This is a genomic window from Bacillus sp. V2I10 (genome assembly GCF_030817055.1).
Lineage (GTDB): Bacteria > Bacillota > Bacilli > Bacillales > Bacillaceae > Bacillus_P.
This window is the reverse complement of record NZ_JAUSYV010000001.1, coordinates 1,785,986-1,806,754: the sequence shown is the minus strand read 5'-3', so window position 1 is coordinate 1,806,754 and position 20,769 is coordinate 1,785,986. Positions and strand designations below refer to the sequence as shown.

At 41.7% G+C, this 20,769-nt stretch carries 18 protein-coding genes, 1 other RNA gene and 1 other annotated feature; of the genes, 2 read left to right on the top strand and 17 right to left on the bottom strand.

Annotated features, from left to right (window positions below; all coding sequences use genetic code 11):
* Positions 1 to 5: 5 nt before the first annotated feature.
* The 9 genes from QFZ72_RS09040 to QFZ72_RS09000 form a co-directional block, all read right to left on the bottom strand.
* The gene (locus QFZ72_RS09040; RefSeq protein WP_307432098.1) at positions 6 to 1,067 is read right to left on the bottom strand and encodes an AI-2E family transporter; all 1,062 of its coding nucleotides are present in this window, start codon (positions 1,065 to 1,067) and stop codon (positions 6 to 8) included.
* Positions 1,068 to 1,457: 390 nt separating this feature from the next.
* Positions 1,458 to 1,649: a hypothetical protein gene (locus QFZ72_RS09035; RefSeq protein ID WP_070879785.1), complete on the bottom strand. Its 192-nt coding sequence runs from the start codon at positions 1,647 to 1,649 to the stop codon at positions 1,458 to 1,460.
* Between the two features lie 14 nt (positions 1,650 to 1,663).
* Positions 1,664 to 2,164 carry a PRC-barrel domain-containing protein gene (locus QFZ72_RS09030; protein WP_307432094.1) on the bottom strand — a complete coding sequence of 167 codons (501 nt, stop codon included), beginning with the start codon at positions 2,162 to 2,164 and terminating at the stop codon, positions 1,664 to 1,666.
* A gap of 2 nt (positions 2,165 to 2,166) precedes the next feature.
* On the bottom strand, positions 2,167 to 4,542 hold the full coding sequence (recD2, locus tag QFZ72_RS09025) for an SF1B family DNA helicase RecD2 (RefSeq protein ID WP_307432091.1): 2,376 nt from the start codon (positions 4,540 to 4,542) through the stop codon (positions 2,167 to 2,169).
* A gap of 29 nt (positions 4,543 to 4,571) precedes the next feature.
* Complete coding sequence (locus QFZ72_RS09020) at positions 4,572 to 5,225, bottom strand: tetratricopeptide repeat protein (RefSeq protein WP_307432088.1); 654 nt, start codon at positions 5,223 to 5,225, stop codon at positions 4,572 to 4,574.
* 177 nt (positions 5,226 to 5,402) lie between these two features.
* Entirely contained in the window at positions 5,403 to 6,518 is a 1,116-nt protein-coding gene (gene mnmA / locus QFZ72_RS09015) for a tRNA 2-thiouridine(34) synthase MnmA (protein ID WP_307432087.1), read from the bottom strand.
* Positions 6,519 to 6,544: 26 nt separating this feature from the next.
* Complete coding sequence (locus QFZ72_RS09010; protein ID WP_307432084.1) at positions 6,545 to 7,687, bottom strand: cysteine desulfurase family protein; 1,143 nt, start codon at positions 7,685 to 7,687, stop codon at positions 6,545 to 6,547.
* 15 nt (positions 7,688 to 7,702) lie between these two features.
* Positions 7,703 to 8,119 (bottom strand): cysteine metabolism transcriptional regulator CymR, encoded by a 417-nt coding sequence (cymR, locus tag QFZ72_RS09005; RefSeq protein ID WP_223436903.1) that lies wholly within the window; start codon positions 8,117 to 8,119, stop codon positions 7,703 to 7,705.
* Positions 8,120 to 8,137: 18 nt separating this feature from the next.
* Positions 8,138 to 8,824: a YczE/YyaS/YitT family protein gene (locus tag QFZ72_RS09000; RefSeq protein ID WP_307432080.1), complete on the bottom strand. Its 687-nt coding sequence runs from the start codon at positions 8,822 to 8,824 to the stop codon at positions 8,138 to 8,140.
* 239 nt (positions 8,825 to 9,063) lie between these two features.
* Here QFZ72_RS09000 and QFZ72_RS08995 point away from each other — a divergent pair, with 239 nt between their 5' ends.
* On the top strand, positions 9,064 to 10,329 hold the full coding sequence (locus QFZ72_RS08995) for a replication-associated recombination protein A (RefSeq protein ID WP_307432077.1): 1,266 nt from the start codon (positions 9,064 to 9,066) through the stop codon (positions 10,327 to 10,329).
* 157 nt (positions 10,330 to 10,486) lie between these two features.
* Here QFZ72_RS08995 and QFZ72_RS08990 read toward each other — a convergent pair whose 3' ends face one another.
* From QFZ72_RS08990 to QFZ72_RS08970, 5 genes are all read right to left on the bottom strand, one after another.
* Positions 10,487 to 11,248 carry a tRNA threonylcarbamoyladenosine dehydratase gene (locus QFZ72_RS08990; RefSeq protein ID WP_307432073.1) on the bottom strand — a complete coding sequence of 254 codons (762 nt, stop codon included), beginning with the start codon at positions 11,246 to 11,248 and terminating at the stop codon, positions 10,487 to 10,489.
* Positions 11,249 to 11,412: 164 nt separating this feature from the next.
* Positions 11,413 to 11,601: non-coding RNA, 6S RNA (gene ssrS / locus QFZ72_RS08985), on the bottom strand.
* Positions 11,602 to 11,663: 62 nt separating this feature from the next.
* A complete protein-coding gene (gene aspS, locus QFZ72_RS08980) occupies positions 11,664 to 13,442 on the bottom strand; it encodes an aspartate--tRNA ligase (RefSeq protein ID WP_307432072.1) in 1,779 nt (592 codons plus the stop codon).
* A gap of 20 nt (positions 13,443 to 13,462) precedes the next feature.
* Positions 13,463 to 14,725, bottom strand: coding sequence for a histidine--tRNA ligase (gene hisS, locus QFZ72_RS08975; RefSeq protein ID WP_307432069.1), 1,263 nt, complete (start codon positions 14,723 to 14,725; stop codon positions 13,463 to 13,465).
* Between the two features lie 72 nt (positions 14,726 to 14,797).
* Positions 14,798 to 15,031, bottom strand: a binding site (T-box leader).
* 57 nt (positions 15,032 to 15,088) lie between these two features.
* Positions 15,089 to 15,265 (bottom strand): hypothetical protein, encoded by a 177-nt coding sequence (locus QFZ72_RS08970; protein WP_307432066.1) that lies wholly within the window; start codon positions 15,263 to 15,265, stop codon positions 15,089 to 15,091.
* A gap of 135 nt (positions 15,266 to 15,400) precedes the next feature.
* On the opposite strand from QFZ72_RS08970, the gene QFZ72_RS08965 reads away from it, so the two are divergent.
* Positions 15,401 to 17,143, top strand: a complete 1,743-nt coding sequence (locus QFZ72_RS08965; protein WP_307432063.1) for an N-acetylmuramoyl-L-alanine amidase family protein — start codon at positions 15,401 to 15,403, stop codon at positions 17,141 to 17,143.
* 294 nt (positions 17,144 to 17,437) lie between these two features.
* Here the strand turns inward: QFZ72_RS08965 and dtd are convergent, their stop codons facing one another.
* The 3 genes from dtd to QFZ72_RS08950 all read right to left on the bottom strand — a co-directional run bounded on the left by dtd (position 17,438) and on the right by QFZ72_RS08950 (position 20,762).
* Positions 17,438 to 17,884, bottom strand: a complete 447-nt coding sequence (dtd, locus tag QFZ72_RS08960) for a D-aminoacyl-tRNA deacylase (RefSeq protein WP_307432060.1) — start codon at positions 17,882 to 17,884, stop codon at positions 17,438 to 17,440.
* A 16-nt stretch (positions 17,885 to 17,900) separates the two neighbouring features.
* Entirely contained in the window at positions 17,901 to 20,093 is a 2,193-nt protein-coding gene (locus QFZ72_RS08955) for a RelA/SpoT family protein (protein WP_307432058.1), read from the bottom strand.
* A 156-nt stretch (positions 20,094 to 20,249) separates the two neighbouring features.
* Positions 20,250 to 20,762: an adenine phosphoribosyltransferase gene (locus QFZ72_RS08950; RefSeq protein ID WP_252201705.1), complete on the bottom strand. Its 513-nt coding sequence runs from the start codon at positions 20,760 to 20,762 to the stop codon at positions 20,250 to 20,252.
* Positions 20,763 to 20,769: the final 7 nt, after the last annotated feature.

Here is a 20,769-nt window from a genome sequence, read left to right as displayed (position 1 = left end):
CGATGTCAATGCTGTCTTCTCAATTGTACGAGATGCAGCAAAGTCACTTTTAAAACAGCTAATACAGGAACCGCTAAAATCATCCCGATAATCCCTGCAATTTCTCCTCCTGCTAAAAGGGCCAGCATAATGACAATGGGATGCATGTGAAGACTTCTTCCAACGATTAAAGGACCAAGAATATTCCCCTCGATAAATTGCAGCGAAAAAATAATAATGATTACAATCAGGACAGTATCAAGAGACATGGATGCTGAAATAATGACTGCCGGAACGGCTCCAATAATCGGTCCGAAGTATGGAATGACATTCGTTACGCCAATTAAAATGCCAATGACTAAAGGATATTTAATATCGAAAAACCAAAGTGATATAAATGCCAAAAAACCAATTATAAAACAAACAAGAAGCTGCCCTCTTATGTAATTTCCCAATGACTGATCGACATCCCGGACAAAAATGACTGCCTCAGGTCTCCATCGCTTGGGAGTTAAATACCAGGCTGCTTTTTTAATTTGCTCATAATCTTTCAGCATATAGAATACCAGAAAAGGAATGAGAGCGATAATTAATACATAATCGAAAACCCTTCCTATGCTATTTAAGATTCTGTCAATCCAATAGGAAAACCAGGCTTCTATATTTTGAAAAGCTGATTCAATTCTAGCGTGAACCTCTTCAGGAAACCGGTCAGTCTGATTATGGATCGTGGATAGCCATCCCTGATATTTTTTCTCAAATACCGGAAAACTTTCAGAAAGATCCTTAAGCTGTTCAATCATGACTGGAATCCCCTTGTAAAAGCCATAACCGATCCCGCCAAAGAAAAGAGTGTAGATAATTAAGATTGAGAGTGTGCGCGGAACTCCAGTGGAATGCAGTTTCTCAATAACCGGATGCAGCAAATAGGTAATAAACCCGGCGATCAAAAATGGAAGAAGGATAGCTTTGATGATAATAAAAAAAGGATCCCAAAGGACACGGAGCTTCAAAAATAGATAAACAGATAGCAAACATAAAAGAAAAATACCGATTCTCATCAGCCATTTAATATAACGTTCCTTCAAAATGCATCACTCCTCATCTTTAGTTTGGGGAGGAGAGGACGAAATATGCATTGAAATTTTAATAGCGAAAGCGCCATGTTCTGCTCCTGAAGAAGATAAGAAACCGGTGGACCGCTTTGATGCACTTTTTTCTACTAAGAAGCACTTTTTCTGTTGTACGCGCTTTGTCCAAGGCATAGCGAAGGATTAGGGCCGCTAAACGATTATTTTATTTCTAAAAAATGAAAAATCCCCTGCTTTATTCACAGCAGGGGACAACGCATTAAAACCTTTTCATCATTCGTTTTCGCATTCTTTTCATGGAACGTTTGGACATCGGAATGCGTCCAATCAGATCTGAAAGCATTGAGGACATTCTGCGGTTCATTGCTGGTTCCCCCTTCATTATGTCTACATGCTGATTGTCCGATCATCATCTGTAAAAAGATCATCAAGAGAACTTAAAGAACCGTCCTCTTCCACTTGATGGGTAAAGATTTGGCCCTTGGATATGGACAGCTCAATAAAGCAGCCCCAGCAATAATACTGATTCACGCCAATCTTCCCAATATCCTTACTTTTACAATTCGGGCATTTTAACAATGCGGTGCACCTCGCTAATGAATAAAATCCATGACGATTGCATCTTTGCTAATGGTTAAAGACCCAGGAGGGTCAAGCTTTCGTTTTCCCTCCATCATATCTGCAAAGAATCCGTCCGTCAGTTCATATGCTACAATGGTGCCCACTTGTTCAGAAAAGTATACATCAGCAAGAAGCCCAAGCTTTTCTCCTTCCGTAGAATAGACTGCTTTGTACTGGATCCTCCGGTGTGATTGCAGGAAATAAGCCTCTCTAAATTCAGACATCGATTTCAGACTGCTTCTGCCGTTAACCATAATCCCGTCCTTGCCTATTGTACAAATCGTCTCTGCCGGAACGATGCGCCCTTTTCTGAATATCCCTTTTTCATTTAATAACAGCCCTATAAAAGAGCCATTTGCATCAAAACAAACATCAGATACAAAACCAGCGATTGATCCATCTTCAACATCAACTGCCGGCATTCCTCTGAGCTCTGTAAATGTCCGCAGGAGAAACTCCCCCTTTCCGAACATTCTTAGATTTTGTTGTCTTCCATAAAGTCATACGGGGTAATGCCTTCCATTCCGATCATGGCATCAGCAAGGTCAAAAGGAAGCTCCCCTGTATGCTCTTCAATAATAGGCTGTTTTTCTGAAAGCTTCATTTTTAAAGAAGTCTGACGGTTTAAATGATCTCTGTTTTCAATTCCCCGCAAAAGGGCGTCTTGTTCTCCGCAAAGGATTAAAAACTGCTTGCTTCTTGTAATGGCCGTATAAATTAAGTTCCTTCTAAGCATTCTGTAATAGCTTTTGACGACAGGCACAACAACAATCGGGAATTCGCTGCCCTGTGATTTATGGATCGAACAGCAAAAGGCATGCGTAAATTGATTGAAATCTGATTTTGTATATGTGACATCATTGCCATCAAAAGAGATGACAATCATATCTTCTTTTTCAGTGTTTTCCTTTGCATAAAAAATGGACACAATCTCGCCGATATCGCCGTTATAAACATTGCTCTCAGGCTGATTAACGAGCTGAAGGACTTTATCACCCGATCTGTATACAGTCTCGCCAAATTTCATTTCCCTTTTGTTTTCAGCTTTAGGATTAAACAGCTGCTGCAGCATAATATTAAGCTGATCTATGCCAGCAGGCCCGCGGTACATCGGAGCAAGCACTTGAACATCTCGGGCTGTATACCCTTTTTTGATGGCGTTTGATATGACTTTCTCGACGACTTCCTTTACCTGTGCACCGCTGCAGCGAATAAAGGATCTGTCTTTAGTAGGTGCAGTCAGATTATCCGGCAGCCTTCCTTTTTTAATATCATGTGCAAGCTCTATTATGGATGAACCCTCTGCCTGTCTATAAATATCCGTCAGTCTTACAACGGGAACTGCTTGAGATTCAAGCAAATCACGCAGCACTTGACCGGGTCCTACAGAGGGCAGCTGATCTTCATCTCCAACCATTATGACCTGAATATGTTCAGGCAGAGCTTTAAACAGCTGATTTGCAATCCAAGTGTCCACCATCGACATTTCATCAACAATCAGCAGTTTTGCACCGATCGGATTATCTTCCCCGTGGTCAAATCCTTCTGCACCGTTCCACTTTAACAGCCGGTGAATCGTTACAGCCGGTAGGCCTGTTGCTTCTGTCATTCTTTTTGCTGCCCGTCCTGTCGGAGCAACTAATGAGATTGGAAAAGGCTCTTCTTTTTTATAGTCTTTTTGCTCAAGCGAACAGCCATGCAAATCTGCGTAAAGCTCTACGATCCCTTTAATAACGGTTGTCTTGCCTGTACCAGGTCCTCCCGTCAGCAGCAGCATAGGGGACATCAGAGCCGTTTGTATGGCTTCTTTTTGAGTCGGCGCGTACTGCACTTTCATTCTCTCTTCCAGTTTTCCGAGTGAAAGCAAAAACTCTGATTCAGGGAAAATGCTGTCATATTCTGTCTGCAAAAGGACACGCTGGATACTTTTCACAAGCCCCTGTTCAGCAAAAAAGAGGGACGGCAGATAAGCTCTGTCTTCTTCAATAATAATCCCTTTATCTTCTGCAAGTTTGATTACTTGCTCCGAGATATCTGTTTCAATGATTCCTGAACTCTTCGATGAATTCAGCAATTCCATTGATTTTATAATTAACTGCTCCAGTGAAACATATGTATGGCCCTCTTGAAGGCAAAGATGTTCAATTGTATAAAAGCAAGCCGCTTTAATCCTCTCAGGATGGTTTCCGCCGAGGCCCATTTGTCCTCCAAGCTCATCAGCGCGCACGAAGCCAATTCCCTCGATATCTTTAACTAGCTGAAAAGGATTTTCCTGAATCACTTGGATCGTTCTTTCCTGATAGGACTGGTAAATTTTCATGGAAAGCTGAGGGCCAAACCCAAGCTGATTTAAAATAATCATTGCCTGCTCTAGACCCTGATGCTCCTTCAGCTGATCAAGAAGCTGTTTTGCTTTGTCTTTGCCGAGCTTCGGCACTTTGTCAAGCACCGAAGGATCTTCCATTATTTTAGAAATCGCGCCTTCACCTAGAACATCCACTATGGCTTCAGCTGTTTTTCTGCCAATCCCTTTAAACAGATCGCTTGAAAGGTATTGAATGACACCGTCGCGCGTTTTTGGAATTTCTTTCCGATAATGTTCAGCCTGAAATTGCTGGCCAAATTTCGGATGCTGCGTCAGCATCCCAAAAAAGGTATATGTCTCATCTTCATGCAGAAGAGGAAAATAGCCTGTCACGGTTATTTCTTTTTGATCATAATTTTCGCTCGTTTCAAGAACCTCCGTCTTTAAAACGGTATAATGGTTTTGGTCATTCTGATAAATAACCGTGATGATCTTTCCTTTTAAAAACCGTTCCTGCTCTTGAAACAGGTCCGCCTTTTGCTGCACAAGATCTCCTCCCCCTGATTGCCTTCTTCTTACAGTGTTTGCATAAGCTGCTTCAAATTAGCAGCCATATCATGATCCGGCTGTATGCTCAAAGCTAGGTCCAGCATGTCCATGGCTTTTTTTGCATCCTCTTTAAATGCGTAGCCAACACCTAAATTATAGTATGCGTCCGCATGATTAGGGTCCTGCTCCACTACAATCTGAAATTGACGAATGGCTTCATTCAGTGATTCCTGCTGGGCTAAACATAATCCATATTGAAAGCGCGCTTCCGTGTCCTCTTCATTTAATTCCACTGCTCTTTGCAGATATGGAAGGGCAGGCAGCGGCTGTTCCATTTGCACATAGCTCATTCCGAGCATGAAAAAGACATCCGAATGATTCATCCCTTTTTGAATCGCTTTTAAAAACATTTTTTGCGACGCTTGAAACTGTTCGCTGTTGTAATAAACATTGCCTGCACCATAGTAGGCAGTTGTCGTGTTTGCATCTAATTCAATAGCCTTCTCAAAAAAAGAAATCGCTTTTTCAAGTTCTCCTACTGCTGCCAATAAATTTCCGAAATTCACATAACAAACAGCGTCCTTGGGGTTTTTTTCAATAGCCTCTGAAAAATATCCTGCTGCTTTTTCAAAATCGCCTTTTTGCATTGCTTCTATTCCTAATGTACTTTTATCACTCATTATCAACAGCACTCCCGGCAACAAAATTTTTAAAAGAAAAGCGCAAGCGCCTTGATCCGTTCTGACCGAGGAGCCAGACGCTTGCGCTAGACATAAATGTGGGTATATTTTTATTCGTTCCTATGACTTAAAGAAAAAACCTCAACCGACGTTGAGGTTTTAACAAAGGTTGCATCTTTAACCAACATACCAGATTTTATCATTCTTTTTAAATACTTCATCAATGGTTCCGCCGCCCAGACATTCGTCATCCTTGTAGAAAACAACAGCCTGTCCAGGTGTGATCGCACGGATCGGTTTGTCAAAAATCACTTGTGCAGTTGTTTCATCCATCATTTTCACTGTGACAGCATGATCTTCCTGACGATACCTGAATTTTGCTGTGCAGACAACTTCTCCTTCTGGCAGTTTGTCTGAAACCCAGCTGATGTTTGTAGCTGTAATCGATTCCGAATAGAGCAGTTCATTGTCAAAGCCCTGATCCACGTATAACACATTCTTTTCAAGGTCCTTCCCTACCACAAACCAAGGATCGCCGCTGCCGCCAATGCCCAGTCCATGACGCTGTCCGATGGTGTAATACATCAGGCCATCGTGCTTGCCTTTTACTTCTCCTGATAGAGTCTGCATTAAACCAGGCTGTGCAGGAAGGTAGCCGCTTAAAAACTCTTTGAAATTCCGCTCTCCGATAAAGCATATGCCCGTACTGTCTTTTTTCGCTGCGGTTGCAAGATTTGCTTCTTTTGCAAGCTCGCGTACTTTTGACTTAGGAATATTTCCGATTGGGAACATGACTTTTGATAATTGCTCTTGGGTCAGCTGATTGAGGAAATAAGTTTGATCTTTATTTTCATCAGCGCCTCTGAGCATTTTGTATTCCCCGTCGCGGTACTCAACTTGTGCATAGTGCCCTGTAGCAAGGTAATCTGCGCCAAGGGATATTGCATGCTCTAAAAATGCTTTAAACTTAATTTCTTTATTGCACATCACATCAGGATTCGGGGTTCTCCCTGCTTTATATTCATCTAAAAAATAAGTGAACACTTTGTCCCAATATTGTTTTTCAAAGTTTACTGCATAATAGGGGATTCCGATTTGATTGCAGACCTGAATCACATCATCATAGTCTTCAGTAGCCGTACAGACTCCGTTCTCATCCGTATCATCCCAGTTTTTCATAAAGATGCCGATCACGTCATAGCCCTGCTGTTTTAAAAGAAGGGCCGCAACAGAGGAATCTACCCCTCCTGACATTCCAACAACAACGCGTGTGTCTTTAGGTGCTTTTTGCATCTTTTTCACCTCCAGTGTCCATTATTCTAAGCTGTTAAACGTTTTACAATTCGTGCGGTTTCCAAAGCCGCCTTCTCAACTTGCTCCATCGTATTTCCAAGACCAAAACTAAAACGGATAGAAGCTTTTGTACGTTCAGCATCCTTCCCGTACATGGCAGTCAGAACATGTGAAGGCTCAATTGAACCTGCCGTGCATGCTGATCCGCTTGAGACAGCAATCCCTGCTATATCCATGTTCACAAGCATCGACTCCACATTTGTACCGGGAAAATAAAGATTCAGAACATGCGGAAGGCTGCTTTCCATCTCTCCATTAATTTCAAATGGAACATCTTCAGTCTTTAAAATATCAATCATTTTATCTTTGAACTCTTTATAAAGTACAGTTTTTTGTTTTCTTGTTTCAAGCGCAAGCACAACCGCGGATTTCAGCCCGGCAATGCCGGGTACATTTTCCGTTCCTGCTCGCCGTTTCAGCTCTTGTTCTCCGCCGTGAGAATGCTGTTTAAGCGAGATTCCTTCTTTAACATATAGAAAACCAGTCCCTTTTGGTCCATTAATCTTGTGGCCAGAAGCAGAGAGCAAATCTATATAGCTCTCTTTAACATTCAAATCAAGTATTCCGAATGCCTGTACAGCATCTGTATGGAAGAAAGCCTGATGATCCTTCAGAGCCTTGCCGATCTCCTCAATCGGCTGAATCGAACCAGTTTCATTGTTCCCATACATGATTGTGACCAATATTGTTTCAGACGTCAATTCTCTTTTCAGATCTTCAATTGAAACAGCCCCATTTTGATCAACCGGTAAATAGGTGACCTGAAATCCGTGTTTCTCCAAATGCTTGCATGTATTTAAAACAGCATGATGCTCAATCTGCGTCGTAATGATATGCCTGCCTTTATGCTGATTTGCAAGAGCAGAGCCGATTATGGCTAAATTATCAGCCTCTGTTCCTCCGCTCGTAAAAATAATTTCCTTCGGATTTGCATGAAGACTCCTGGAAATAACCGCTCTCGCCTCATCCAGCAGTCTTCTGCTTTCTCTTCCGAATGAATGAATGCTTGAGGGATTTCCGAATACATCCTGCATGTGAGGAAGCATTTGGTTAATCACTTCCGGATGCATGGGGGATGTAGCGGCATGGTCCAAATAAATTCGCTCCATTTTACTCCCTCCTTTTTAAATATAAAACATATAAGATTCCTGCTCGCCATCTGTGTAGTTTGCTAGATCTTCAAGAGTTGTATTATCCAGTACATCTTTCACTGCATCGCGTATGCGAATCCATAAATGGCGCTTAGCAGGCTCTTCATCTTCCAGTACTTCTACAGGGCTGATCGGTCCTTCAAGAACTCTGATAATATCACCTGCAGTAATGGCATCAGGTTCATTTCCGAGCACATATCCTCCGTATGCTCCACGAATACTCTTGACTAAACCGGCATTACGGAGCGGTGCAATTAATTGCTCTAAATAGTGTTCAGATAAATCATGCGTCTGAGCGATGCTTTTTAAGGAGGTTGGCCCTTCCCCGTGTTTCTTTGCAAGCTCTATCATAATTGTAAGACCATAACGGCCTTTAGTTGAAATTTTCATATATACACCCCTATAATTCTAGCTAACTTGGTGAACATGCGGTTCTTTTCTGACTGTCTCTTTTCTGACTGTCTTTTCAAGCAGTGCATTCGTTGTCTTCTGACATTGCGGAAGGGTAAATCCAATGACGTACCCAATAGATAGTGTGCAGACGATTGTTCCGATAAAGACAGGTCCGCCAAGGATCCAGCCGAAAAAAAGAACAATCAATTCAATGGCTCCGCGTATCCTTGACACCTTTATGCCGGTCTTTTCAACCAAAGCAAGCATTAAAGTATCACGAGGACCGGCGCCGCATCCTGCAGAAATATACAAGCCAATTCCATATCCCATCACAATAATTCCAAGCAAAAGCATCAGTGCTTTTCCGGCATAGCCGGTTGGGGTCTGTATAAAAGGCAAAAGCAAGTATAAATCTATAAACAAACCTACAGTCAGCATATTGACAAACGCACCTGCCTGAGGCAGCTTTCTTGTGAAGATTGATGACAATAGAAGAATGGTTCCTCCTACAATAATTGCCCAAGATCCAATCGTTAAACCAAGCTGGTAATATAAACCTATATGAAGCACATCCCACGGAGATGTGCCAAGTTCTGCTTTTATTGTAAGGACGATGCCTAAAGACATGATGAGCAGGCCTATGAAATAAATGCTCCACCTAATACTTAGCTCTTGATTCTTTTTACTGCGGAAAGCGCCCATCTTTCTTCACTCCGCCTTTCTTCGTTTGAAAATCTGAAACAATCTATTTTTTTCGCTGTTAATAATTGCTATTTCATAAATGAACCTATGCCATTATAGCATATTATCCTTCATCAGAGCATTCAAATTGACTTATCGTTTTACTATAAGGTATATATATCAATTTTTATGACTAAGCGGGAAAGTCATGATAAGCTTAGTTAAAATAAGATTAGTGCTTCTCCCTAGGGAGGGATAACATGAAACCTCTGGCATTTCGAATGAGACCAGAAAACATTGATGAAATCATCGGGCAGGAACATTTAGTCGGCAAAGGAAAAATGATTGAGCGGATGGTAAAAGCAAAACATTTGAGCTCCATGATTTTGTACGGCCCTCCCGGAATTGGAAAAACATCCATCGCAACAGCAATTGCAGGAAGCACAAATACAGCTTTCCGAAAGCTTAATGCGGTTGTGAATAATAAAAAAGATATGGAGATTGTTGCAGAAGAAGCGAAAATGTCCGGCAAGGTCATTTTAATTCTTGATGAGGTCCATCGTCTTGATAAAGCAAAACAGGATTTTCTTCTTCCTTATTTGGAGGATGGAAAAATCGTTTTAATTGGAGCAACAACAAGCAACCCCTATCACGCGATCAATCCTGCTATCAGAAGCAGATGTCAGATTTTCGAATTAAAGCCACTTGAAGCTGCTGATATAAAAACAGCACTTGAAAGAGCTTTAAAGGATGAAAAGAAAGGACTTGGCAAATACCGGGCCGTTATTTCCGAGGAAGCTCTCATGCATTTTGCTTCAAGCTGTGCAGGTGACGTCCGGTCTGCTCTGAATGCCCTGGAGCTTGCGGTCATCTCAACAGATCCCGATGAAAATGGCGAAATACACGTATCACTTGATACAGCAGAAGAATGTCTGCAAAAAAAGAGCTTTGTCCATGATAAAGACGGGGATGCTCACTATGACGTCCTTTCCGCGTTTCAAAAATCAATCCGCGGTTCTGACGTGAATGCAGCTCTACATTATCTTGGCAGACTGATAGAAGCTGGAGATCTAATAAGCATCAACCGCAGGCTGTTAGTCATCGCATATGAAGACATTGGTCTTGCAAGTCCTCAGGCTGGAGCAAGAACATTGGCCGCCATTGAAGCGACCGAAAGACTCGGATTGCCGGAAGCGCGAATCCCGCTAGCAAATGCAGTCATTGAGCTTTGCTTATCACCAAAATCCAATAGCGCGTACAAAGCACTGGATGCCGCGATAGCAGATATTCGTTCCGGGAAAAGCGGTGAAATTCCGGCTCACCTGAAAGATGCCCATTACAAGGGAGCAGAAAAGCTTGGGAGAGGCATTGACTACAAGTACCCGCACGATTTTGAAAACGGATGGGTCAAACAGCAGTATCTCCCTGACTCTTTAAAGAAGAAGAAATACTATGAGCCAAAGCAGACAGGGAAATTTGAAATGTCCCTCTCGCAGATTTATAAAAAGCTGATTAGGCAGCAATAGGGAAAAGCGGAATCACTCGTTTAGCGCTGACAGACAGATAAGAATTCCTGAGGGTGTTTGACTTTTTGCAGGAATTTGTCCTGGCAGAGTGACTAGGAGTGTTGGGCTGGACAATAAGAAAAACGGCATGATTTCACATCATGCCGCTTTTTTTTGTTCAGTCGTTTACACGTGTAATTTTAATATCTTTTAAAAGCTCCATAATAACATGTCCGCCCATGATTAAACCTGCTACAGAAGGTACCCACGCATTAGATGATGGCGGCATTTTCGCTTTGCGGATCTGCGCTGCATCATTGCCTACCTTCAGACGTACATCTTCGCGAATGACAATCGGGCTTTCATCAGAGAAAACAACCTGAATGCCTTTTCTGATTCCTTCTTTGCGAAGTCGGGTTCTGACCACTTTGGCAATCGGATCTGTATGTGTTTTGGAAATATCCGCAATTTGAAATCTTGTCGGATCTGTCTTATTCGCTGCACCCATGCTTGAAATAATCGGAATGCCCCTATTTAAGCATTCTTTCATTAGATGAATTTTATATGAGATCGTATCAGAAGCGTCAATAACATAATCAAGGCCATAGCTGAAGAATTCCTCATATGTTTCTTCCGTGTAAAACATTTTCAGTGAAATACAATCGCATTCCGGGTTAATTTCTTTAATGCGGTCTCTCATCAAATCAGCTTTTGGTTTGCCTACTGTTGATACGAGTGCATGAATTTGGCGGTTTACATTTGTGATATCCACATCATCTTTATCTACAAGCAAAATCCGTCCTACACCAGAACGAGCAAGCGCTTCCGCAGAGAAAGAACCTACTCCTCCAATTCCAAGGACTGCAACTGTGCTGTTTTTCAAAATTTCAATGCCTTCTTTGCCTATCGCAAGTTCATTGCGGGAAAATTGATTCAGCAAAACTCTCAACTCCATTTATTTAATTCATGACTGTATTTTTCCTGAAAATGAATATATCATACTTTTCATGAAAAACAAGTGCTGCTCCCTATTTAATCAGAATTTCCTTCAAATAAAAACCTGCATAAGCAGTAAGCTTATGCAGGCTGAATTCTCGTTCGTCAAGTAGTCCCAATTATGCCGTCGCTGCTATCTTGGTTTTGAACCCGCTCACAGCAGGTGGGTGTCCTGTTTCATGTATGACAAGTCCTCTGATCGAATGATGAGGCATTTACATAACGATGAAAACGTGAACTCCCGGATCAAGTAATGTTGGATCAAAACTAAGTGTACGACGTACACATCAGGACTTCTTTTTATCTTGTAAAAAGATTACCACAACAAGGTGCGGTTTTCAAGTAAATCATACTGGGCATTATTCACTCTTTTTCAGGTTTAATGCAAGATGAAGATCCGTTAATTGTGCTGTGCTGACCTCACTTGGAGCATGTGTCAGAAGGTCGCTTGCACTTGCCGTTTTAGGGAATGCAATCGTATCGCGCAAGTTCGTTCTGCCTGCCAAAAGCATGACTAAACGGTCAAGTCCAAGGGCAATTCCGCCATGAGGAGGGGTGCCGTATTCGAAAGCTTCTAACAGGAAGCCAAACTGTTCCACCGCTTCTTCCTCAGAGAAACCAAGCAGCTTAAACATTTTTTGCTGGATCTCTTTTTCGAAAATACGAATGGATCCCCCGCCAAGCTCGTATCCATTTAAAACAAGGTCATAGGCCTGAGCTTTCATGCCGCCTGGGTTCGTTTCAAACAGCTCAAGATCCTCGCGTGCAGGCATTGTAAATGGATGATGCGCTGCAAAGTAGCGTCCCGCTTCTTCGTCATATTCAACTAGAGGCCAGTCAACTACCCAAAGGAAATTGAATTTGCTTTCGTCGATTAACCCTAATTCTTTTCCAAGTTTTAGACGTAAAGCACCAAGTGCATCTGCCACTACTTGCTTTTTGTCTGCAACAAACAGCAATAAGTCGCCTGGTTCTGCTTCACTCACTGTTTTTAAGCTTACCTGTTCTTCAGAAGGGAAGAATTTAGAAATAGGGCCTTTCAGCTCCTGTTCCTCTACTTTCAGCCAGGCAAGACCTTTTGCACCATATTGAGAAACAAACTCGGTTAATGCATCAATATCTTTTCTTGAATAAGAAGCAGCTGCTCCTTTAACATTAATCACTTTTACTTCTCCGCCGTTTTGCACAGCACCGCTGAACACTTTAAAGCCGCTGTCTTTCACGAGTTCGGAAACATTGACGAGCTCTAGTCCGAATCGTGTATCAGGCTTATCAGAACCATAGCGGCTCATTGCTTCGTCAAACGTCATGCGTGGAAGAGGAAGAGTTAAATCCACACCTTTTGTTTCTTTCATAATACGCGTCATCATTTCTTCCATTAATGACATGATCTCATCTTGGCTCATAAATGACATTTCAATATCAACTTGAGTAAATTCAGGCTGACGGTCAGCCCGCAGATCCTCGTCTCTAAAGCAGCGTGCAATTTGGTAATAACGGTCAAAGCCCGATACCATAAGCAGCTGTTTGAAAATTTGCGGAGATTGTGGAAGCGCATAGAATTCGCCTTCATGCACACGGCTCGGCACTAAATAGTCGCGCGCTCCCTCAGGAGTGCTTTTCGTTAAAATAGGCGTTTCTACATCTAAAAATCCTTTTTCATCAAGGAAATTGCGGATGGATTTTGAAACGTTGTGGCGCATTTTGAATGTATCAAGTAAAGCAGGTCTTCTTAAGTCTAAATAACGGTATTTTAAACGCACATCTTCTGATACTTCTTCAGATTTATCTTCAATCAGGAAAGGCGGATTTTTTGCAGCATTGATGATTGTGACATTTTCAACTTTCACTTCGATTCTTCCAGTCGCAAGATTAGGGTTTACCGTTCCCTCTGTGCGTCCGACAACTGTGCCTTCAATATTCAATACATATTCGCTGCGGATTTTTTCTGCGATTTTTAATGCATCCTCAGAAACCTCAGGATTGATCACAATTTGAACAATTCCTGTTCTGTCTCTTAAATCGATGAAGATGAGCCCGCCAAGATCGCGGCGTTTTTGCACCCACCCTTTTAATACTACTTTTTCACCAATTGCTGTTTCTGTTACTTCACCGCAATAATATGTTCGTCCAAACATCTTTGTCACTCTCCTTTAAGCTATGCTTTTATATAGGCTGTAAGCTCATCTAATGCTACTTCTACTTGGCTGCCTGTTTCCATGTTTTTTACAGATATGATGTTCTTTTCAATTTCATCGTCACCCAATACAGCGACAAATTTAGCCTTTAAGCGATCTGCTGCCTTAAATTGAGCTTTCATTTTTTTGTCCTCGTAATCTTTTTCAGCAGTCAATCCAGCTTTTCTGAGTTCATATACGAGTGATACAGAACGGTCTTTCGCTTTATCCCCAAGTGCTACGACGAAGCAATCGATTGATTGTTCAATTGGAAGCTCCACGTTTTCCGCTTCGAGTGCAGCAAGAAATCTTTCGATACTGAGACCAAATCCGATTCCTGGTGTTTCAGGGCCGCCAACGTCTTCAACAAGGCCATTGTATCTGCCGCCGCCGCAAAGTGTTGTGATCGCTCCGAATCCTTCTGCGTCGCTCATGATCTCAAATGCCGTGTGATTGTAGTAATCTAATCCTCGTACTAGATTAGGATCTACTGTAAACTCAATATTCAAATCTGTTAAGTATTGCTGAACTTTATTGAAATAGGCTCTTGACTCGTCGTTTAGGTAATCCATAATCGAAGGGGCTGTTGCCATAAGCTCATGATTCCGGTCTACTTTGCAATCCAGGATTCGAAGGGGATTTTGCTGTAATCGTTTCTGGCAATCCGAGCAAAATTCACCGATTCTTGGTTCAAAATGAGCAATTAATGCTTCGCGGTGAGCTTTTCTGCTGTCTGCATCGCCAAGACTATTGATAATCAGCTTCAGCTTCTTTAATCCAACTGCGCTATAAAGCTCCATTGCAAGAGATATGACTTCTGCATCAATTGCAGGACTGTTGCTTCCAAGCGCCTCAACCCCAAACTGAACGAATTGGCGGAAGCGTCCTGTCTGCGGGCGCTCATAACGGAACATTGGTCCGATATAGTAAAGCTTTGTCGGCTGTGCCGGCTGAGCGTACAATTTCTTTTCAACAAATGCACGAACTGTTGAAGCCGTTCCTTCAGGGCGAAGGGTCAAGCTTCTTCCTTTGCGGTCCTGGAAGGTATACATTTCTTTTTGAACGATATCTGTTGATTCACCTACTCCTCTTTGAAAAAGCTCAGTGTGTTCAAAGATTGGTGTGCGGATTTCTTTATATTGATATAATCTGCAAATTTCACGTGCTGTATTTTCAATATATTGCCAGCGTTCAACATCTCCAGGAAGGATATCCTGTGTGCCTCTCGGAATTTGAAATGACATGTTTTACTCCTCCAATTTACATAAACCTTCATAATTTTTGAAAATAAAAAAACTCCCGTCCCTACATAAAAATGTAGGGACGAGAGTTAGATCCCGTGGTGCCACCCTAGTTGAAGCAAAAAATGCTCCCACTCAGACAGTTAACGCCTGTCACGTCCTCCTCCTATTAAATACAGCCAGTATCGTTCAGAGGGAAACCTAAGGAGTGTTTTCTTCATCAAGTCATCATGCGAAAAGCTTTCAGCCACGGCTTTTCCTCTCTTATCATGTGTCATCTTGACTACTCTTCTCCATCAATGGTTCAAAATTATGTAGTTCTTGCTAAGATTTATATACTATCATACGAATGTTTCTGGCTTTGTGTCAAGAGCGATTTAATTGTTTTTTTAATTTCTTTACTTCTCTCAAACTTAAACCATATTCACTTGCAAGCTCAAACAAATTAGAATGCTGTTCTTTTTCCGCGAATTCATGAAAATTAACTCCAAATACATCATTATTGTTATAATGGGTTGTCTCGCCTTTATCACTGTGCCTCATGGTCATTGCTCCTTTTTAACTGTCTATCCTATAGCATTTCCTTTTTCCTGAAAAAATATATCAAATGTCACAAGGGATAGCCGATATAAAAAGCGAATGTACTATAAGTTATCTATAAAAAAGGAGGATAGGTCATTGTTTCGAAAACTACTCTTTTCCATCATTTGCACACTGCTTATTATAAGCCAGATTCAATTGATGCCAAAGCCTGCATCAGCTGAATCAAAAAAAGCAGTCATCGCAGTTGACGGATTAAACATCAGAAGCGGCCCTGGATTAAGCTATTCTGTCATCGCCAGTGTAAAAAAAGGGGCTGTGTACAGCATCACAGACCAGAAAAAAGATTGGTATCAAATTCAATTATCGGGTAATAACAAGGGCTGGGTAGCCTCATGGCTTATAACCCTTCAGCACTCTTCTGAATCTCAAAAAACAAGCTCAGGCACTTCAGACACGGTCAAATCAAATGCTGAAGACTTGAGAATACGCAGCGGTCCTGGAACAAGCTTTCAGGTAACAGGCACATTTGACAAGGGACAAACAGCATCATTTGTCCAGCAAAACTCAAATTGGGTTGAGATCTCTTTTAACGGAAAAAGAGGCTGGATTTCCAGCCAGTTTGTTATCTTTCTAAAGAAGGAACAAGCCAAAGCACCTGCTTCATCAGGTGCAACGAGCGGCAAGGTCATTGCCACTTCACTGAACGTGCGAAATAAGCCTTCAACATCAGCCGCCACCATTGGAAGCTTGAAAAAGAATGCTTCTGTTTCGATCACAAAGACACAGGATAAATGGCACGAAATTCAATTTAACGGCCAAAAGGGCTGGGTACATAGTGATTTTATTTCCACTGGTTCCGTTCAATCGCCTGTGAGCGGCGGCAAAAAAGGAAAAGTAACAGCAAGCTCACTTAACGTCCGCAGCAGCGGCAGCTTAAACGGCTCTGTAGTCGGTTCCATCTTAAAAAATGCGGAAGTAACTATTCTTGAAACTAAAAAAAGCTGGCATCATATTCAATACTCGGGAAATAAAAAAGGCTGGGTTTCCAGTTCCTATATTTCAATTGTTAACGGGCAAGGAAATACTGGCAATGAAAAACCAAGTCAATCTAAAGTCAGTATTTTGCAAGATGGGACTAATATTCGAAAAGGTTCATCTACAAATCAAAGTATTCTGAGACGTGCTAATGCAGGTGAACAATTTTCTGTTATCAGCAAAGAAGGAGATTGGTTTAAAATCCAGCTCTCCGGCAATATCTCAGGGTATGTGGCAGGATGGGTGGTATCACAATCAGGTGAAGGAAGTTCTGTTACAAGGCCTGGCGGAGATGTTACCTCATACTTAAAAAATAAAACCGTTGTTTTAGATCCTGGCCATGGCGGACGTGATGGCGGGGCAATCGGCACCAGAGGAACCCTTGAGAAGAACCTGACGATGTCTACAGCCAAGCTCGTCTTTGATAAACTGAAAGCTTCTGGTGCAGACGTGCATCTGACGCGCAGCTCTGACAGCTACATCAGCTTAAGCTCACGGGTAAGCACATCCCACTACAGAAATGCAGATGCTTTTATTAGTCTCCATTTTGACAGTATTGATAATAGAAGCGTCAATGGAATGACGACTTACTATTACAGCGGATCTAAAGATAAGCCGCTGGCATCACCAGTACATTCTGAATTATTGAAACAAACGAAGTTAAAAGACCGCAGAACGAAATTTGGAGATTATCATGTTATCCGTGAAAATAAGCAGCCTGCCATTCTTCTGGAACTAGGGTATGTCAGCAACAGCACCGAAGAACTGACTGTCCGTTCAAGTGCGTATCAGGAAAGAGTTGCACAAGGGGTTTATTATGGACTGGCACAGTATTTTAAATAAGCATAAAAAAACACTCAGGCTCTGCCCTGAGTGTTTTTTTACATGCGGTTGGTTGTGAACTTGCCCGGTAAGGATGTTGAAGCACTTTTTTTCAGGATGGAGACGATTTTTCTGTTCCATACACCGCTTTGACCCACTTTTTTCAGGATGAAGATGATTTTTCTGTTCATACACCCGCTTTGACGCATTTTAATAATACCGCTTTTTGGCATTATTCAATTTCGTTCCTCATTTTTTCACAAAACATTCCAAAAAAAAAGAAAAAACCGCCAGGCACAGTGCCCGGCAGTCTTCTTATTTCGCTTGCGATTCGAGAATCAATGTAACAGGACCGACATTTGTAAAGGATACATCCATCATTGCGCCAAACTCTCCTGTTTGTACTGTAATCCCTTTTTCACGAAGCTTTGCATTGAAGTAATCATATAACGGCTGTGCTTGATCAGGTTTAGCAGCTGCCATGAAATTTGGTCTTCTTCCTTTTCTGCAATCTCCGTAGAGAGTAAACTGCGAAATGGATAAGGCTTGTCCCCCCACATCAATCAGGGAAAGATTCATTTTTTGCTCTTCGTCTTCAAAAACTCTCAGATTGGCAATTTTATCTGCAAGATAATCAGCATCCTGTTCAGAATCCTCATGAGTGACCCCCACTAAAAGCATAAATCCTTGAGAAATTTTGCCGACCGTTTCGTTATTTACTTTTACTTCTGCATGTTTGGCACGCTGTACAACTATTTTCAAGACAGAAAAACCCTTTCTAGTTCATGATTCTTCTTACAGAATAAATATCAGAAATTTGCTTAATCCGCTCCACTACTTTGTGAAGATGGCTTATGTTGGAAATGGCAATCGCCATGTTTATCGTAGCTACTTTGTTGCGGTCAGATTTGCCTGCAACAGACGAAATGTTTGTCTTTGTTTCGTTGACAGCCTGAAGAACCTCGTTAAGAAGTCCTCTGCGGTCATAGCCGAGAATCTCGATTTCAACATTGTACTCTTTGCGGCCATCAAGCTGTGTTTCCCATTCAACAGGTATAAGACGGGCCTGTGCTTCATCCGTATGCACATTAGGGCAATCGTCCCGATGAACAGAAACTCCGCGTCCTTTTGTGATAAAACCGACAATTTCATCACCTGGTACAGGATTGCAGCATTTTGATAAACGGATCAGCAGATTGTCAATCCCTTTAACACGGACCCCGCTGTCACGTTTTTTAGATGTATAAGGACGCACTTCAGAAATCACTTCAGAAATATCTTTCTCTTGTTCCATATCACGTTTTTTGCGCCATTTTTCAGTTAACCGATTTGCAACCTGGGCTGCCGTGATGCCGTTATAGCCTACAGCCGCATACATGTCCTCATCGTTTGAGAAATTGAATTTTTCAGCTACACGCTTTAAATTATCACTCGTTAAGACTTCTTTTAATTCAAAGTCGAGATTTTTAATTTCTTTCTCAACCATTTCTTTGCCTTTGTCTACATTTTCCTCACGGCGCTGCTTTTTGAAGAATTGGCGGATTTTATTTTTCGCCTGAGACGTTTGGGCAAGCTTTAGCCAATCCTGACTAGGTCCGTAGGAATGTTTGGAAGTCATGATTTCAATGATGTCGCCTGTTTTTAATTTATAGTCCAGGGTGACGATTTTGCCGTTTACTTTTGCACCGATCGTCTTATTGCCGATCTCTGAATGGATGCGGTATGCAAAATCAATCGGAACAGAGCCTGAAGGCATTTCGATCACATCACCTTTAGGTGTAAAAATAAATACCATATCTGAAAACAGGTCGATTTTTAATGATTCCATAAACTCTTCTGCATTGGTTGTGTCATTCTGGAACTCCAGAATTTCGCGGAACCATGTTAATTTTTGTTCAAGAGTTGATTGCTCTTCGGCCTCTTTGCCTTCTTTGTATGCCCAGTGAGCAGCAATCCCGTATTCTGCAATCGTGTGCATATCCTTTGTGCGGATCTGAACTTCAAGAGGATCGCCTTTTGGGCCGATCACTGTTGTATGCAGGGATTGATACATATTAGGTTTTGGCATGGCTATATAATCTTTGAATCTGCCCGGCATCGGCTTCCAGCATGTGTGAATAATGCCGAGAACAGCATAGCAGTCTTTAATACTGTTTACGATAATCCGAACGGCCAATAAATCATAAATTTCATTAAACTGCTTGTTCTGAAGTGCCATTTTTCGGTAGATGCTGTAAATATGTTTTGGGCGGCCTGAGAAATCGGCTTTTATATTTACTTCATGAACACGATTTTTCACTTCATCAATGACTTCTTCTAAATAAAGTTCGCGTTCTGCACGCTTTTTCTTCATTAAATTTACGATGCGGTAATACTGCTGCGGATTCAAATAGCGCAGAGCTGTATCCTCAAGCTCCCACTTTATTTTTGAAATCCCCAGCCGGTGTGCAAGAGGCGCGAAAATTTCAAGGGTTTCATTAGAGATTCTCCGCTGCTTTTCTTGCGGCAAATGCTTAAGTGTGCGCATATTGTGAAGACGGTCAGCAAGTTTAATTAAGATCACACGAATGTCCTGTGCCATTGCGACAAACATTTTACGATGATTTTCAGCCTGTTGTTCTTCGTGAGATTTATATTTAATTTTTCCGAGCTTTGTAACCCCGTCCACTAGCATGGCGACTTCATCATTAAATGTTTGTTTCAAGTCATCAAGTGTCACGTCCGTATCTTCTACGACGTCATGTAAAAATCCACCCGCGATAGTCGACGGATCCATGTCCAAATCAACTAAAATCCCTGCGACCTGTATAGGATGAATAATATATGGTTCACCCGATTTTCGGTATTGTTCACGATGCGCCTCTTCTGCAAAATCATAGGCTTTCTGAATGAAAAGCAAGTCTTCATCCGTTAAATATTGTTTTGCCTTCTCTATGACCTGCTCAGCAGTCAGTACTTGTTCATTAGCCATGGAATCACCTTTACAATGAAAACTTTATTGTACCTATTATCATTAAAAACACAGAAGATGTAAAGAGTTATACAGTCTTTTCTATGTCCAATTAATGGCTGGTACCTGCCTTAATATAGAAAAAGCACCCATTCCCGAGTGCTTTTCACTATGCGATTAAAACTTCATCAGTGTCAAAATATCGTAATCATCCAATTTGCTGCGTCCGTCAAGGTAGCTTAATTCGATTAAGAAAGCGATGCCGGCTACGACTCCGCCAAGCTCTTCTACCAATTTGATTGTTGCTTCAATCGTTCCGCCTGTAGCAAGCAAATCATCTGTGATTAACACACGCTGACCTGGTTTTATGGCATCTTTATGCATTGTAAGCACATCTTTGCCATACTCAAGTCCATACTCAACGCGTACAACCTCGCGAGGAAGCTTGCCTTCTTTGCGGACTGGCGCAAAGCCTACTCCGAGTGAATAAGCTACAGGACAGCCGATGATAAATCCGCGGGCTTCAGGTCCTACAATTATATCAACGTTTTGTTTGCGCGCATATTCAACAATTTGATCTGTTGCATAGCGGTAAGCTTCACCGTTGTCCATTAGAGTTGTAATATCTTTAAACTGAATACCCGGCTTCGGATAATCTGGAACCACTGTTACATATTTCTTTAAATCCATATTAAGT

Bases quoted from the DNA above. Each gene is read 5' to 3' on its own strand.
- QFZ72_RS08955 (WP_307432058.1), bottom strand. From the start codon at position 20,093: ATGGCTAATGAACAAGTACTGACTGCTGAGCAGGTCATAGAGAAGGCA.
- mnmA (WP_307432087.1), bottom strand. From the start codon at position 6,518: ATGCAAAAAGCACCTAAAGACACACGCGTTGTTGTTGGAATGTCAGGA.
- aspS (WP_307432072.1), bottom strand. From the start codon at position 13,442: ATGTTTGGACGAACATATTATTGCGGTGAAGTAACAGAAACAGCAATT.
- QFZ72_RS09020 (WP_307432088.1), bottom strand. From the start codon at position 5,225: ATGAGTGATAAAAGTACATTAGGAATAGAAGCAATGCAAAAAGGCGAT.
- cymR (WP_223436903.1), bottom strand. From the start codon at position 8,119: ATGAAAATTTCAACTAAAGGCCGTTATGGTCTTACAATTATGATAGAG.
- QFZ72_RS09010 (WP_307432084.1), bottom strand. From the start codon at position 7,687: ATGGAGCGAATTTATTTGGACCATGCCGCTACATCCCCCATGCATCCG.
- QFZ72_RS09000 (WP_307432080.1), bottom strand. From the start codon at position 8,824: ATGGGCGCTTTCCGCAGTAAAAAGAATCAAGAGCTAAGTATTAGGTGG.
- hisS (WP_307432069.1), bottom strand. From the start codon at position 14,725: ATGTCATTTCAAATTCCGAGAGGCACACAGGATATCCTTCCTGGAGAT.
- QFZ72_RS08970 (WP_307432066.1), bottom strand. From the start codon at position 15,265: ATGAGGCACAGTGATAAAGGCGAGACAACCCATTATAACAATAATGAT.
- QFZ72_RS09030 (WP_307432094.1), bottom strand. From the start codon at position 2,164: ATGTTCGGAAAGGGGGAGTTTCTCCTGCGGACATTTACAGAGCTCAGA.
- QFZ72_RS08950 (WP_252201705.1), bottom strand. From the start codon at position 20,762: ATGGATTTAAAGAAATATGTAACAGTGGTTCCAGATTATCCGAAGCCG.
- QFZ72_RS08995 (WP_307432077.1), top strand. From the start codon at position 9,064: ATGAAACCTCTGGCATTTCGAATGAGACCAGAAAACATTGATGAAATC.